Source organism: Geobacillus sp. FSL K6-0789 (assembly GCF_038593135.1).
In the GTDB taxonomy this organism is placed as follows: Bacteria; Bacillota; Bacilli; order Bacillales; family Anoxybacillaceae; genus Geobacillus; species Geobacillus stearothermophilus.
This window is the reverse complement of the sequence record NZ_CP151966.1, coordinates 1,707,774-1,721,525: the sequence shown is the minus strand read 5'-3', so window position 1 is coordinate 1,721,525 and position 13,752 is coordinate 1,707,774. Positions and strand designations below refer to the sequence as shown.

At 53.5% G+C, this 13,752-nt stretch carries 15 protein-coding genes, 1 pseudogene and 1 riboswitch; of the genes and pseudogenes, 4 read left to right on the top strand and 12 right to left on the bottom strand.

Annotation, left to right across the window (positions count from 1 at the left end):
• The first annotated feature begins 136 nt into the window (after positions 1-136).
• Positions 137-751 carry a sulfite oxidase-like oxidoreductase gene (locus tag NSQ51_RS08965; RefSeq protein WP_049624111.1) on the top strand — a complete coding sequence of 205 codons (615 nt, stop codon included), beginning with the start codon at positions 137-139 and terminating at the stop codon, positions 749-751.
• 42 nt (positions 752-793) lie between these two features.
• Here NSQ51_RS08965 and NSQ51_RS08960 read toward each other — a convergent pair whose 3' ends face one another.
• Both NSQ51_RS08960 and NSQ51_RS08955 read right to left on the bottom strand, forming a co-directional pair.
• Complete coding sequence (locus tag NSQ51_RS08960) at positions 794-1,378, bottom strand: ECF transporter S component (protein WP_049624110.1); 585 nt, start codon at positions 1,376-1,378, stop codon at positions 794-796.
• 560 nt (positions 1,379-1,938) lie between these two features.
• Positions 1,939-2,071, bottom strand: a riboswitch (FMN riboswitch).
• Between the two features lie 82 nt (positions 2,072-2,153).
• Positions 2,154-2,387 (bottom strand): annotated as a pseudogene (locus tag NSQ51_RS08955) (threonine synthase); the annotation flags it as partial.
• 201 nt (positions 2,388-2,588) lie between these two features.
• On the opposite strand from NSQ51_RS08955, the gene pepT reads away from it, so the two are divergent.
• Entirely contained in the window at positions 2,589-3,824 is a 1,236-nt protein-coding gene (gene pepT / locus NSQ51_RS08950; protein ID WP_049624109.1) for a peptidase T, read from the top strand.
• A gap of 329 nt (positions 3,825-4,153) precedes the next feature.
• On the opposite strand, the gene NSQ51_RS08945 is transcribed toward pepT, so the two are convergent.
• Positions 4,154-4,579, bottom strand: a complete 426-nt coding sequence (locus NSQ51_RS08945; RefSeq protein ID WP_033009997.1) for an OsmC family protein — start codon at positions 4,577-4,579, stop codon at positions 4,154-4,156.
• A gap of 195 nt (positions 4,580-4,774) precedes the next feature.
• Here NSQ51_RS08945 and plsY point away from each other — a divergent pair, with 195 nt between their 5' ends.
• Both plsY and NSQ51_RS08935 read left to right on the top strand, forming a co-directional pair.
• Positions 4,775-5,368, top strand: coding sequence for a glycerol-3-phosphate 1-O-acyltransferase PlsY (gene plsY / locus NSQ51_RS08940; protein WP_049624108.1), 594 nt, complete (start codon positions 4,775-4,777; stop codon positions 5,366-5,368).
• A gap of 29 nt (positions 5,369-5,397) precedes the next feature.
• Positions 5,398-6,762 (top strand): RsmF rRNA methyltransferase first C-terminal domain-containing protein, encoded by a 1,365-nt coding sequence (locus NSQ51_RS08935; RefSeq protein ID WP_049624107.1) that lies wholly within the window; start codon positions 5,398-5,400, stop codon positions 6,760-6,762.
• Positions 6,763-6,889: 127 nt separating this feature from the next.
• Here the strand turns inward: NSQ51_RS08935 and NSQ51_RS08930 are convergent, their stop codons facing one another.
• The 9 genes from NSQ51_RS08930 to thyA form a co-directional block, all read right to left on the bottom strand.
• A complete protein-coding gene (locus NSQ51_RS08930; protein ID WP_033014084.1) occupies positions 6,890-7,465 on the bottom strand; it encodes a YpmS family protein in 576 nt (191 codons plus the stop codon).
• A 37-nt stretch (positions 7,466-7,502) separates the two neighbouring features.
• Entirely contained in the window at positions 7,503-8,273 is a 771-nt protein-coding gene (locus NSQ51_RS08925) for an SGNH/GDSL hydrolase family protein (protein ID WP_033014083.1), read from the bottom strand.
• Between the two features lie 74 nt (positions 8,274-8,347).
• Positions 8,348-8,920, bottom strand: a complete 573-nt coding sequence (locus NSQ51_RS08920; RefSeq protein WP_049624106.1) for an SCO family protein — start codon at positions 8,918-8,920, stop codon at positions 8,348-8,350.
• A 53-nt stretch (positions 8,921-8,973) separates the two neighbouring features.
• Positions 8,974-9,834: a DegV family protein gene (locus NSQ51_RS08915; protein WP_033014080.1), complete on the bottom strand. Its 861-nt coding sequence runs from the start codon at positions 9,832-9,834 to the stop codon at positions 8,974-8,976.
• 106 nt (positions 9,835-9,940) lie between these two features.
• Entirely contained in the window at positions 9,941-10,192 is a 252-nt protein-coding gene (locus tag NSQ51_RS08910) for a YpmP family protein (RefSeq protein WP_033014079.1), read from the bottom strand.
• 96 nt (positions 10,193-10,288) lie between these two features.
• Entirely contained in the window at positions 10,289-11,560 is a 1,272-nt protein-coding gene (ilvA, locus tag NSQ51_RS08905) for a threonine ammonia-lyase IlvA (RefSeq protein ID WP_033014077.1), read from the bottom strand.
• A 262-nt stretch (positions 11,561-11,822) separates the two neighbouring features.
• Positions 11,823-12,266, bottom strand: coding sequence for a YndM family protein (locus tag NSQ51_RS08900; RefSeq protein ID WP_033014076.1), 444 nt, complete (start codon positions 12,264-12,266; stop codon positions 11,823-11,825).
• 90 nt (positions 12,267-12,356) lie between these two features.
• Positions 12,357-12,857 carry a dihydrofolate reductase gene (locus NSQ51_RS08895; RefSeq protein WP_033010007.1) on the bottom strand — a complete coding sequence of 167 codons (501 nt, stop codon included), beginning with the start codon at positions 12,855-12,857 and terminating at the stop codon, positions 12,357-12,359.
• A 13-nt stretch (positions 12,858-12,870) separates the two neighbouring features.
• Positions 12,871-13,665: a thymidylate synthase gene (thyA, locus tag NSQ51_RS08890; protein ID WP_033014075.1), complete on the bottom strand. Its 795-nt coding sequence runs from the start codon at positions 13,663-13,665 to the stop codon at positions 12,871-12,873.
• Positions 13,666-13,752: the final 87 nt, after the last annotated feature.

Sequence of the window (13,752 nt, the reverse complement as noted above, 5' to 3'; positions counted from 1 at the left end):
TAAGAAGAAAATTATTCCATTCTTACATGACTGTCCTCAATATTGTGATGCATTAAAACCATAGCCAAGTTGCACACGCTTTATTTTCCCCTTATCATGGTATACGTAAACGAATACATAGAAAGGGGAGCACACCATGCCGAAACAACTCCCTCCCGGCCAATTCGAAACGGAAAAATGGCCGATTTTGCATGAAGGCGATGTGTACGAATTCGATGAAGCGGCTTGGAATTTCCGATTGTTCGGCAATGTGAAAGAAGAAGTGACGCTGTCGTATCAGGAAGTGATGCGGCTGCCGAAGACGATTTCGACCGTGGATATGCACTGCGTGACGACGTGGTCGAAATTTGATACGACGTTTGAAGGCATCGCTTTCCGCGAGTTTTTGCGCTTCGTCGATCTCGATCCCGACGTGAAATATGTGAAAATTTACGGCTACTTAAACGGCGACCGGTTCGGCTATTCGGCAAACTTGCCGCTTGACGCGCTGATGGGCGACGATGCCTTGTTTGTTTATCGATGGAAAGACAAGCATCACGACTGGCAGGACATCTCGCCGAAGCACGGCTATCCGCTCCGGTTCATCCCGCCGGCGACATTTTATTTATGGAAAGGGGCGAAATGGGCGTCCGGCATCCGCTTTATGAAAGAAGATGAGCCGGGCTATTGGGAGGAGCGCGGCTATTCGATGACCGCCAATCCGTTTAAAGAAGAACGGTTTGCCGAGTGGGTGCCGCGGATTCGCTTTTGACAAACGCAAAAAAGCGAGGGAAAAACCCTCGCTTTTTGTTCCTCAAGCGGCTTGGCGAGATGCCGCCTGTTTGTCAAGCCAAGCACGAAGACGCCAAAAGAGAAGCTGAAATACGATGGCCACCATCGCTCCTTTGACGGCGTTAAACGGCAAAATCGCCGATACCACCAACGCCTTCGCTTCCGGTGCGCTCATCTGCGGAGCGCCGAGGAAAAGCGTATACGCCGGCAGAAAGACGTAGTAGTTGAGCACGCTCATGACGAGCGCCATCGTCACTGTTCCCGCCGCCAACCCCAGCAGCAAGCCTTTTTTCGATGCGGCTTTCCGATAAATATAGGAAACCGGCAAAAGGAACGCCACCCCGGCAGTGAAGTTGGCGATCTGGCCGACCGGAACGCCGGTCGCACTGCCGACGAACACGTAGTTCAGCACGTTTTTCAATAGTTCGATCGCCACGCCGGCGAGCGGGCCGTACAACAAGGCGGCGATGAGCGCCGGGATGTCGCTGAAGTCAACAAGCAAAAAGTTCGGAAACGGCGGCAGCGGAAAGTTGAGCATCATCAGCACATGCGCCATGGCGCCCAACACTCCGATGCCGACAAAGGCGCGGATGGAAATACGTTTCATCCTATTTCGCGCAGGAGACTCCCACTTCAACGACCAAAGGGAGTAAGTGGGAGAGGAATGCGCGTTCCCCCCTTTCTTTTGTGTATGATAGAATAAAGGCGTGGAGAAAACCGTTCAATAAAGGCACTCCAATCACGGCTACTCGATGTATGGAATTGGTTACAGGAAACGTTGTAACCGTAAAACATCGAGCGTAGGTCCGTCTGTTGTGTGTGGAAGCCAAGTACTGCCAACAGACACACCGAGAGAATCGGTAACGATGCAGGCATGACCTGCGTCGTTGGGTAGTCGTCAACCTGCCCCCTGATGCAACCCCAAGTCAAGGAAGGAGGACGAAGTCCGTTTGCACTTCTGGGGAGTTGCAAGCCCCCACTTCAAGCGTTAGCGAAGTGGGGGTAGTTGACGCTTGTTCTCCTCCCCTTCTCGTGATTCATCCTCACAAGAAGAAGGCTGCCGCTGCGAGCGCCAACAAAAACTCCCTTAAACCGAACAAGGCTTAAGGGAGAAAAAGGGTGTGCGCAACTAGACGTTCGCATGCGCCAAAACGAACGCCGGCAAACCTTCATCTTCTCCCATCCAGACTATACTGTCGGCTCCGGACTTGCACCGGATCCTGCCTTGCGGCTCGCGGGCTGAGAGGCGAAGCGCCTCATCACCGCCGGTCGGGAATTTCACCCTGCCCCGAAGATGAATCGTTTTTCATTTTTAATTATTCTGATGAGTTTAGCATACAATACTGTTTTCAATTTGTCTATGTTTTTTGCTCACAGCTTGATTATTCCCGCATCGAAAGAGAATCTCCCGGTTCAAGCACCGGTGGGGCGACTTGAACCAAATCGGCGTATTTCAATCCCGTCCCCGTGTTGAGCACGACGACCGTCTCCCCGTCGCGAATCCAGCCGCTCTCGCGCAATTTTCGGACCGCCGCAAACGCCGCCGCTCCTTCCGGGCAAACGAACGCCCCTTCGAGCTCCGCCACCGTCCGCTTCTCGGCCAAAATCGCCTCATCGCCAATGGTTTGACGCCCAATTCCTTCGCTTTCGAAATCCCAACCGCCTCGCCGGCCGCGGAAAACTCGTGCGCCGCATGGCGCTCCCTCTTTCCCTGTTGGAGATCGCATATGATAAAATAAACACGGAACCGCTCCGCTGCATTGGAGAAGCGATTCACGCATTCACCCAACACTCATACATAAAAAGGAGATGAACAAATGAAACAAGAATTGATCGAACGCTTCATCCGCTACGCCAAAGTGAATACCCAGTCCGATCCAGAAAGCAGCACATGCCCGTCGACTCAAGGGCAATGGGAGCTGGCGAGAATGCTCGTCGAAGAGCTGAAGTCGATCGGCATGGAAGACGTCACAGTCGACGAAAACGGCTACGTCATGGCGACGCTGCCGGCCAATACGGACAAAAACGTGCCCGTGATCGGCTTTTTGGCTCATATGGACACCGCTCCGGAGTTTACGGGAGCCAACGTCAACCCGCAAATCATCGAACAGTACGACGGTGGCGACATCGTGTTGAACAAAGAACAAGGCATCATCTTGTCGCCAAACGATTTCCCGGAGCTCGCCGGCTACAAAGGGCATACACTGATTACAACCGATGGGACGACGCTGCTTGGCGCCGATGATAAAGCCGGAATCGCCGAAATTATGACCGCGATGAACTATCTCATCCAACACCCGGAGATCAAGCACGGCAAAGTGCGCGTCGCCTTTACCCCGGATGAGGAAATCGGCCGCGGACCGCACAAATTTGACGTTGCCAAATTCGGCGCCCAATTTGCCTATACGGTCGACGGCGGGCCGCTTGGCGAATTGGAATACGAAAGCTTTAACGCCGCGGAAGCAAAAATGACGATCAAAGGAAAAAACGTCCACCCAGGCACGGCAAAAGGAAAAATGATCAACTCAATCAAAATCGCCATGGAGTTCCAACAGCAACTGCCAGCCGATGAGTCGCCGGAACATACCGAAGGATACGAAGGGTTTTACCATTTGCTTTCATTCCAAGGGAGTGTAGAGGAGACGAAACTTCACTACATTATCCGCGACTTCGACCGTGAACAGTTCGAGGCTCGCAAAGCGAAAATGAACGAGATCGCCGCTTCGCTTGCACAAAAATATGGAAACGACCGAATCACACTCGAAATCAACGACCAATATTACAACATGCGCGAAAAAATCGAGCCGGTGCGCCACATTGTGGACATCGCCCACGAAGCGATGACGAACTTGGGCATTGAACCGAAAGTGAAACCGATCCGCGGCGGCACAGACGGGTCGCAGCTCTCCTACATGGGGCTGCCGACGCCGAACCTTTTTGCCGGCGGCGAAAACTTCCACGGCCGCTACGAATACATTTCCGCCGATACAATGGTGAAATCGGCCGAAGTGATCGTGGAGATCATCAAGCTGTTCGAGCAAAAAGCATCTTGATCTACGGAAAACCTTTCTTGAACGATCTTTTTTCGATCGTCCAAGCACAAGCGGCTGCAAGCCCGCCCGTTAGGAGTAAAGAAAAGGTGTCCCGAGTCTTTTGGGGACACCTCCGCCTCCCGCTGTTTCAAATAGGCAGCCAAATAATCAGCCCGTCCGAACGCGAAGAAAAGCGGGACGGCAAGGCGTCTATCCAAACGACTGATCGCCGTTATTCGTTCGAACACAAAAAAGGTGTTCCGCCAACGATCGGAACACCTTTTTCATCGTTTTGCCATTCCGTGCTATGCCACGCGAAACAAACATGAACGCCACGTTCTTTTCTTTGGTTAGATCGTCTCCTTCCCGCGCACGCCGTTGATCGAATAGCTCGCTGTAATGGCGGCATTTAACGAATGGGAAACGGAACAATATTTTTCTTTTGACAACCGAATGGCACGGGCGACTTTGTCTTCCGGCAAGTCGCCTTCGAGCGCATAATGAATATGAATGTCGGTAAACCGCTTCGGGTGGTCATCGGCGCGCGTTCCTTCGACTTCCATCGAAAACGCGCGGACGTCAAGCCGCATTTTCCGCAAGATCAAAACGATGTCAATGCCGGTGCAGCCGGCCAAGGCGTGAAGCAACAGTTCCATCGGCCGGGCGCCGGAATCGTTGCCGCCAACGTCTTTCGCGGCGTCGATCGGAATGGTGACGCCGGAAGCGCTTTGGCCGCTGAATGACATGTTTCCGTTCCACGTGACGGTCGTTTTCATCACAGCCGCTCCTCTCTTCTCTGCGTTTGTTGCGGGACGAATGAACTCGTCCGTCCCTGCCTGCTTTTCAGTTTACCGGTTATCATGTGGAAATGCAAAACAACCGCTTTTCTTCATTTCCAGTCTACCGTTTTAACCGGCGCATGATAAAATAGAAACATGCACAAACTTGTTGAGTAAAGGGTGTTTGATTCGATGACCGCACTCATTTTGCTTCTTGCTTATCTTCTCGGCTCGATTCCGTTTGGCCTTCTTGTCGGGAAAATCGGCTACGGGATCGACATCCGCGAACATGGAAGCGGCAATCTCGGGGGAACGAACACGTTCCGCGTGCTTGGGGCGAAAGCGGGCACGATCGTCATTGTCGGGGATATGTTGAAAGGAACGCTGGCGGCGAGCTTGCCGATGTTTTTTTCCGTCCCCGTGCATCCGCTTTTGGCCGGAGCGGTGGCAGTCGTCGGCCATATGTATCCGGTGTTCGCCAAGTTCCGCGGTGGCAAGGCGGTGGCGACATCGGGCGGGGTGATGCTGTTTTATTCGCCGTTGTTCTTTTTGTCGCTCATCGCCGTGTTTCTTGTCGTCTTGGCTGTTTCACGCTACGTCTCGCTGTCATCGATGGCCGCGGCGCTGTACGCGGTCGTGTACACCGTCTTTTTCACGGACGACATTCCATTGAAGGTGGCAGTGTTGTTGCTGGCTTCGTTTATCTTTTATCGTCATCGCGCCAACATCAAGCGCATCTTGAACAAAACGGAGCCAAAAGTGAAATGGCCAGGCAAAGCCTCATGACAACGGACGGAGAAAGGAGATTTGCTGCGTTGAGATTGCCGGAAGCATTTGTCGCGAAAATGAAGAAGCTGCTTGATGAAGAAGCAGACGAGTTTTTCGCTGTGTATGAAAACGAAAAAATCAACGGCTTGCGCGTCAATCCGTTGAAAACCGACCCGGGCGCATGGGTCAAAACGGCGCCCTTTTCCCTTTCCCCGGTGCCGTTTTGCCCGACCGGGTTTTATTATGAACCGGACGAACAGCCGGGAAAGCATCCGTACCATGCGGCCGGCCTGTATTACATTCAAGAACCGAGCGCGATGGCGGCCGCCGAGGCGCTGCAGCCTGAGCCGGGGGATACGGTGCTTGACTTGTGCGCCGCCCCTGGCGGGAAAACGACCCAGCTTGGCGCGATGATGAAAAACAGAGGGCTGCTTGTCGCCAACGAAATCCACCCGAAACGGGTCAAAGCGCTTGCAGAGAACGTCGAACGGTTCGGCTTGACGAACACCGTCGTCGTCAATGAAGCTCCCGAAACGCTTGCCGAGCGGTTTCCCGGCTTTTTTGACAAAATTTTAGTGGACGCTCCGTGCTCGGGGGAGGGCATGTTCCGGAAAGAAGAAGAGGCCGCCTCGTTTTGGAGTCCGGCCTATGTGGAAGAATGCGCGGCAAGGCAGCGGCGCATTTTAGAAAGCGCCTATGCGATGCTGAAAGAAGGCGGCATTCTTGTCTATTCAACATGCACGTTCTCTCCGGAGGAAAACGAGCAAACGATGGAATGGCTGCTCGAGACGTACGATGATTTGCGGTTGCTGCCGATTGCGAAAATCGGTGGCATCGAGCCGGGACGGCCGGAATGGACGAAAACCAATCGATCCGATCTCGTCCACGCCGCCCGCCTTTGGCCGCATCGCCTCAAAGGGGAAGGACATTTTGTCGCCAAGCTGCAAAAACAGCGGCCGACTCCACCTTGGAGCGGGCGGTGGGCGAAAGCGAACGCGCCAAAAGCGGCCGTCCGATTGTACCGCCAATTTGAACAGCAATCGTTGCAAACCGTGCAGCACGGAACAATCCTCTCGTTTGGCAGCCATTTGGCCATGCTCCCGGACCGATGCCCGGATTTGTCCGGCTTGAAAGTGGTGCGCGCTGGCCTTCATCTTGGCGAGGCCAAAAAGGAGCGGTTTGAGCCGAACCATGCCCTTGCCTTGGCGCTGCGGACAGAGGAAGCGAAACATGTGCTTGACCTATCGAGCGCAAGCCGCGAAATCGTCCAATATTGGCGCGGCGAGACGCTTTCCACTGGCGGCGACCGCGGCTGGCTGCTTGTGACGGTCGACGGGTTTCCATTCGGCTGGGGAAAAGAAGTCAAAGGGACGGTGAAAAACTTTTATCCGAAAGGGCTGCGCCTGATCTAACGGCGGGGCCGCACGAGGCTGGAACGGCCAAAAAAAGGTGTCTCATTGCCTTTGAGACACCCTTTTTCTTCCAAATAGACGCCGACAAGATTCACGATGTTGCACGGAAACGTTGACGTCAACGTTTTTACCGCGGACGGTTTGTCGGGATCGTTAAGGTAAATACGATTTCATCGGCCGCCAAATCGATTTTTTTCGCCGCTACTTGATACCCGTTGCCAAAACGAATCTCATGGAGCGCCACATAAATGCGGGCCCGTCCCGGATCGATGATGACTTCATCCGGCAGCGGCGCATGCTTTTGCAAGTAGCGAAGCACGTACGTCACCGGCAGCTTCCAGTCGCCGAGCGAAATGACCGGTTCGACAAGTTCGACGTTCCCGCCTTTCACGACTTTCGGCACAAACGAGACGACGAGCTCGACGTTGCGCCCAAAGATCGGAATTTCACTCGAGACGTAAACGCGGTCGGCGAGCCAAACGTCATAGCGAAGCGGATGGTCTTTCGTTTTTTCCGCCAAATAATCGTTAATGACAGCGTTCAAGTGCGCTTTTTTGGAGTACACCGTAAACGAAGCCCCTTCCACATCCAGGCGCTCCGGCCGTTTCACCGGCGGAGACGGCTGCAGCAGCCAAACAGCGGCAAGAATGAGCACAACAGCATTCACAGCCGCCAAAACGAAAAACGATCGTTTCCAATTCATTCCAACATACTCCTTATGCTGCTTCATTTCGTTTCCATCAGTTCGCCCACCACTCTTTTCGCGCATCGAGCGACTCATACACCCGCACTGCCATTTGCGCATATCCCTCGGCGTTCGGGTGAAATTCATCGCGGTGAAGCAAATCATCGCGGTTGGCAAACATGTCTTGAATATCCACAAAGATCGTGCGCGGATAGCGGGAAACCACTGCTTGGCTTGTGCGGTTCCATTCGGCGATGACATCATCGATTTCCGGGATGTTCGGCAACGTGGCGGAAAACGGATTGTACAAGCCGATCAGGACAACGACCGCATCCGGGTTGATCGTGCGCAACAACATCAACAAATGATCGAGCCGCTCGGCAAATCGTTGGCTCTCGTTCGCAAACCGCTCGTATGATAAGTCAAAAAAATGAGCGCGGACGACATTCATCACGTCATTGCCGCCGATCGTGATCATGACGATATGAGCCCGCTCAAGCTCCGCCTGATGGGCGCGAATAACCGGTTCAAGTTCGGTGATGCGCCGGCCGCGCTTTCCGGCATTCGTGACGGTCACCGTCCGCACCCCATCCTCCGCCGCCAAAAGCGGGACAAGGCGGCCGACATAGCCGCCTTTCCTTTCACCGTCTCCGACTCCTTCGGTCAATGAATCGCCTAACGCGACGAGGTGAATGTCTTTCGGCAACGGCTTTGCTTCCGTCTGCTTGACGGCGGCTTCATGCGGGCGCTCCGGCTTTCCGCCCGCCGAAAGCGCCACGCATCCGGCGAGCAGCCAGCAGCACAACAACCATCCCCACCGTCTCATTGTTTGACACCTGCCTTTTGCTGCAACAAGGGGAAAGACGAAAAGAAGGCAAAAAGGCGGTAGCCGTTTTTGCCTCATTGCGACGACTGCACGATTTTGATATGCTCTAAAATTGTTTCGTATGGCACATCTTGCACGCCGCTGTACGTCTGAACCACTTTTCCGTCTGGTCCGACCAAATAAAAACTGGTGCCATGCACGACTTGGTCGTCATTGGCCGGCTTTTGCACGATCATTTTAAAGCTTTTTTGCGCCAACTCGCTGATCTCGGCCGGGCTGTATCCAGTCAGCAAATGCCAGTTTGCTAGATCATCTGTAAATTGCTTCGCATAAGCCGCAAGTTTTTCCGGCGTGTCAACTTCCGGGTCGACACTGAACGAAACAAATTCAACATCGAGCCCCTTTTCTTCCGCCTTCTCTTTCAGTTTGGCCATGTGGGCGGTCATCGGCGGACACACCGTTTCGCAATTGGTAAAAATAAAATCGGCGACCCACACTTTTCCTTTCAGATCGCGAAGTCCAAACGGCTTGCCGGTCTGATCGACAAACGTAAAGTCAGCGACCGGCCAGTTTTTGGCATCCGGAATTGTTTTTCCGCACGCCGCCAGCAAAAGAACAACGAGAAAAAGTGCGATTCGTTTCCACATCGATAGGTCCTTCCTTTTCGGCCAAAATATGTTGATGCCGCCAATAACGGCGTTTATTCATCAAGCGGCGCTTCCTCGGCGTAGTACATGAGCGCCAGCGCCCCGGGACCGGTGTGAATGGAAATGACCGGCGTTGTTTCAACGATGTCAATCGGCGAATAGCCGATGATGTCTGTCACCGCTTCCTTGAGCCGCTCCGCCCACCGAGGAGCATCGGCATGGGCAATGGCGACCGCGCGCACCGGCGCTTCCGCCTTCTCCTCAACCAACCGGCCCGCTAAATCGGCGATGGCTTGCGAAAAGCTGCGCACGTTCGACACCGGTGTATACAGCCCGTCAACAAGCGCAGCGATCGGCTTGATGCGCAGCAACGAGCCGACGAGCGCTTTGCCGCGGCCTATGCGGCCGCCTTTCACCAAATGCTCAAGCGTATCAAGCACAACATACAGCCGCGTGCAACGGCGTATTTCGTCAAGCCGCCGGATGATATCGGCGACGCTTCTGCCCGCCTTGGCCAAACGTGCTGCTTCGAGCACTTGAAACCCCAACGCACAGGAAATAAATTGTGAATCCACGACGGTGACCGCTGCCTCTGTCAAAGCGGCCGCATGCTCAGCCGAACGGACCGTGCCGCTCAGCTCGCCGGCCATATGGATCGATATGATCTCGCTTCCGTCCGCCCCGAGCCGGTCATAGACAGCTAGAAACTCACCGATCGACGGTTGCGAGCTTTTCGGCAGTTCACGCGCTGCCTTCATCTTCGCCATAAACTGCCCTGGTGTGATCGTCACCCGGTCGATAAACGCCTCCCCATCCACTGTCAAATGAAGCGGAACGACTTCAACGCCGTGCTCGGCAAGCACCGCCGCCGGCACATCGACCGTTGAGTCAGTTACAATTTTGATTGATTTCATTCGTTCACTCCTAATACTGATGATCTCGTTTCCATTATATAATGAAACCGGCGAAAATCCCACCAAAAAAAAAGTTGTTTTGCCGCCAAGGGCAAAACAACAACAGTCATGCATTATGCTTTAACGCCGTTTCTTTAAAGATCTGTTCATATACAGGCCATTTCAGCACTTTCTTCAAATGTTCGCGGAACGAATACACAGAACGGCTCGTTCTCGATCGGTACACCTTTGCAATAAACGCCTCCAAGCGCAGTTGGATCATGAATCGGTATGTGTTCTCTTCCTCCAATACTGGGATTTCGATAATCTTGACCTTCTGCCCATACACGTTTTGAAACTCGAGGCTTTTGAATAGCAAAATATCAATCCTCTTTTTCACCGATTTACTTTTATTATACACCAATCCGGTGAAAAAGTTTGTCGAAATGCGGCGAATTTGTTCCGACTTTTTTCGTCAAATCAATAGATGGAACAAGTTCGGGTCTTTGTTGACCTCTTGGAACGGGAAACCTTTTTTCTTCATCCGCTCGATGAGCGGTGCGTAGTCTTCGCGCCGTTTCAGCTCGATGCCCACAAGCGCCGGTCCGCTTTCTTTGTTGTTTTTCTTCGTGTATTCAAACCGGGTGATGTCATCCGTCGGCCCAAGCACTTCATCCAAAAACTCGCGCAGCGCCCCGGCCCGCTGCGGGAAGTTGACGATGAAATAGTGCTGCAGCCCTTCGTAAATCATCGAGCGCTCTTTGATTTCCTGCATCCGGTCGATGTCGTTGTTGCCGCCGCTCACCACGCAAACGACCGTCTTGCCTCGGATTTGTTCCTTGTAAAACTCGAGCGCGGCGATCGGCAGCGCCCCAGCCGGCTCGGCGACGATGGCGTTTTCGTTGTACAGCTCCAAAATCGTCGTGCACACTTTCCCTTCTGGAACGACGACGATGTCATCAAGCACTCCGCGGCATAAGGCGAACGTTTTTTCCCCGACCGTTTTGACGGCGGCGCCGTCCACGAACTTGTCAATCTCCTCAAGCGTGACGACACGTCCATGCTCGAGCGCCGTTTTCATCGATGGGGCGCCGGCCGGTTCGACGCCAATCACTTTAGTGAACGGGGAAATGCTTTTCACATACGTCCCCAGCCCAGCCATCAATCCGCCGCCCCCGATGCTGGCAAACAAAAAGTCAATCGGCTCATCGCAGTCGTTGAGCACCTCGACGCCAATCGTCCCCTGTCCGGCGATGACGTATTCGTCATCAAACGGATGGATGAACGTCCGCCCTTCCGCCTCGGCGCACTTCACCGCTTCGTTGTAGGAATCGTCAAACGTGTCGCCGACAAGCACGATCTCAACCATGTCTTTGCCAAACAGCTGCACTTGCGACACTTTTTGCCGCGGCGTCGTCGCCGGCATATAAATTTTCCCATGCACGCCAAGCGCTCGGCATGAATAGGCCACCCCTTGGGCATGGTTGCCGGCACTGGCGCATACCACCCCGTTTCTCCGCTCCTCATCCGTTAAATGCTTCATCCTGTTGTACGCCCCGCGCAGCTTAAACGAACGCACGACTTGCAAATCCTCGCGCTTTAAGTAGACATTGCATTCGTAGCGCTCGGATAACAGCGGATTTTTTTGCAGCGGCGTATGGAACACAACATCCTTCAACGTATGATACGCGATCAAAATGTCCTCGACGTATACTGCCCCTTGCTTTCGTTTCAGCTGTTGTTCCATGTTCTCGTTCCCTTTCTTTTCTAAGTTGTCTTTGATTTGTAGATTATATCACAAATTCGTAAAAAGAAAAGGGAATTTTCGAAAAGTTTTTGAGTGAAGAGGGGCTGGCTCACGATCATCGCGATAATCCCGCTTTACCGGACGCTTCCGAGGTCCTAGCTTGACGTCATCGGATGAGCTTCTAGAAACCTCTTCCACTCGGCCAATACAGGCATAGCGAACGGCTCGTTCATGCGCAAGCGGACCGAAAAAACGACCGGCGCTATGTCCGGTCGTCCTCTTTTTTAAACTCTTCTTCCTCGGCAAATTCCGTTGCCCATCTTCCTTCATCATACCAGCGGTGCTCTTCTTCCCTCCTTGCCTCTTCGAGAACATGGCTTTCCATATACAAGTGGAAAAACGCTTCAACCGCCCCGATCGCCAAGGCGCTGAAAAATGCGCCGTATGCCACGTTGACGGACGGGGCAATGAGGGCAAAGCTGGACGGCCAAATCAACAAAAAGGAAAGCGGCACGTCAAGTGCGGCAGCAACAAAATGGCCGACGCGCGGCAAGATGAACACATCGCCGATGACGTAAGACACGAGCGCCGTGATGACCGTCATGAGCGAAATCAACGAAAGCGGGACGTTGAAGATCGTAAACATGGAAAATAAGACGACGCTCCAAGCGGCGAGCTTGACGATAAAAGGAACGATATGCTTCATTTGTCTTCCTCCATTTCCATTGTTGGGTCTTACTTGTTATCGTTCCTTGTTCGCCCCGCTTCTATGCAAAAAGACGCGCCCAGCCAAAAGCTAAGCGCGCCCTGTTTTTCGCTCATAAATGAGAAAGGCGTGATCGTATCGGTTTTTTTCATCGATCGTTCCTTGCGTATATGAAACGATCTCCCACTCTTGCTCGGAAATCGGCGGATAAAACGTATCGCCAGGGAACGAGGCGAAAATTTTCGTCACATACAGTCGGTCGGCAAGCGGCATCGTCGCCTGAAACAGTTCCGCTCCTCCGATGATAAACACCTCTTCATCGTTGCGGCCGGCGGCCCACTGTTTCACCTCGTCGAGCGAGTGAAGCACAAGGCAGCCTTCCGGGCGAAACGAACGGTTGCGCGTGACGACGATGTTTTCCCGGCCGGGAAGCGGCCGGCCGATCGCCTCAAACGTTTTTCGCCCCATCACGATGGCATGCCCCATCGTCACCCGTTTGAAATACGCCAAATCAGCCGGCAAATGCCAAGGCAAACCGTTGTCTTTGCCGATCACCCGGTTTTCATCCATCGCCACAATGTGCGACATCATCGCGCTCTCCCCTTCACACCGCCACCGGCGCTTTAATCGCCGGATGCGGATCGTAGCCGACGATTTCAAAGTCGTCGTATTCATAGTCAAAGATAGACGGCGGCTTCCGTTTGATCACGAGCTTCGGCAGCGGGCGCGGCTCGCGCGTCAGCTGCAGTTTCGCTTGTTCCAGATGATTTTTGTACAAATGGACGTCGCCGCCGGTGAAAATGAGTTCGCCGACATCGAGGTCGCACTGCTGGGCGATCATATGCGTCAACAACGCGTAGCTCGCGATGTTAAACGGCAACCCTAAAAACGTATCAACGGAGCGCTGCTGCCACATGCATGACAACCGGCCGTTGGCGACGTAAAACTGGAAGGCGTAATGGCACGGCGGCAGCTTCATCTCGTCCAATTCCGCTACATTCCAAGCGCTCACCAGCAGTCGGCGTGAATGCGGATTTCGTTTGATCTCTTCGACAACCCATGCGATCTGGTCGATGGTTTTCCCGTCTGCTCCCTTCCACGAGCGCCATTGCGCGCCGTAAATCGGGCCGAGATCGCCGTTTTCGTCCGCCCACTCGTCCCAAATCGTCACGCCATTCTCCTGCAAATAGCGGACGTTCGTATCGCCTTTTAAAAACCAAAGCAGTTCATAAATGATGGAGCGGATATGCAATTTTTTCGTTGTCACGAGCGGAAATCCATCTTGTAAGTTGAAGCGGAGCTGGCGGCCGAACACCGACAGCGTGCCGACGCCCGTTCGGTCTTCTTTTTCGACGCCGTTTTCCAAAATATCCTCCAAAAGCTGTAAATATTGCCGCAATGTCCTCACCTCACGCTCTATCATACCATAAAGCAACGCATGGTGAACCACTTGTCCGTGAACTACCCCCACTTAATTTTCTAGCGA

Bases quoted from the DNA above. Each gene is read 5' to 3' on its own strand.
- NSQ51_RS08920 (WP_049624106.1), bottom strand. From the start codon at position 8,920: ATGTGGAAACGAATCGCACTTTTTCTCGTTGTTCTTTTGCTGGCGGCG.
- NSQ51_RS08945 (WP_033009997.1), bottom strand. From the start codon at position 4,579: ATGAAAACGACCGTCACGTGGAACGGAAACATGTCATTCAGCGGCCAA.
- NSQ51_RS08925 (WP_033014083.1), bottom strand. From the start codon at position 8,273: ATGAGACGGTGGGGATGGTTGTTGTGCTGCTGGCTGCTCGCCGGATGC.
- NSQ51_RS08965 (WP_049624111.1), top strand. From the start codon at position 137: ATGCCGAAACAACTCCCTCCCGGCCAATTCGAAACGGAAAAATGGCCG.
- NSQ51_RS08915 (WP_033014080.1), bottom strand. From the start codon at position 9,834: ATGAAATCAATCAAAATTGTAACTGACTCAACGGTCGATGTGCCGGCG.
- NSQ51_RS08895 (WP_033010007.1), bottom strand. From the start codon at position 12,857: ATGATGTCGCACATTGTGGCGATGGATGAAAACCGGGTGATCGGCAAA.
- NSQ51_RS08930 (WP_033014084.1), bottom strand. From the start codon at position 7,465: ATGAATTGGAAACGATCGTTTTTCGTTTTGGCGGCTGTGAATGCTGTT.
- ilvA (WP_033014077.1), bottom strand. From the start codon at position 11,560: ATGGAACAACAGCTGAAACGAAAGCAAGGGGCAGTATACGTCGAGGAC.
- pepT (WP_049624109.1), top strand. From the start codon at position 2,589: ATGAAACAAGAATTGATCGAACGCTTCATCCGCTACGCCAAAGTGAAT.
- NSQ51_RS08960 (WP_049624110.1), bottom strand. From the start codon at position 1,378: ATGAAACGTATTTCCATCCGCGCCTTTGTCGGCATCGGAGTGTTGGGC.
- NSQ51_RS08900 (WP_033014076.1), bottom strand. From the start codon at position 12,266: ATGAAGCATATCGTTCCTTTTATCGTCAAGCTCGCCGCTTGGAGCGTC.
- plsY (WP_049624108.1), top strand. From the start codon at position 4,775: ATGACCGCACTCATTTTGCTTCTTGCTTATCTTCTCGGCTCGATTCCG.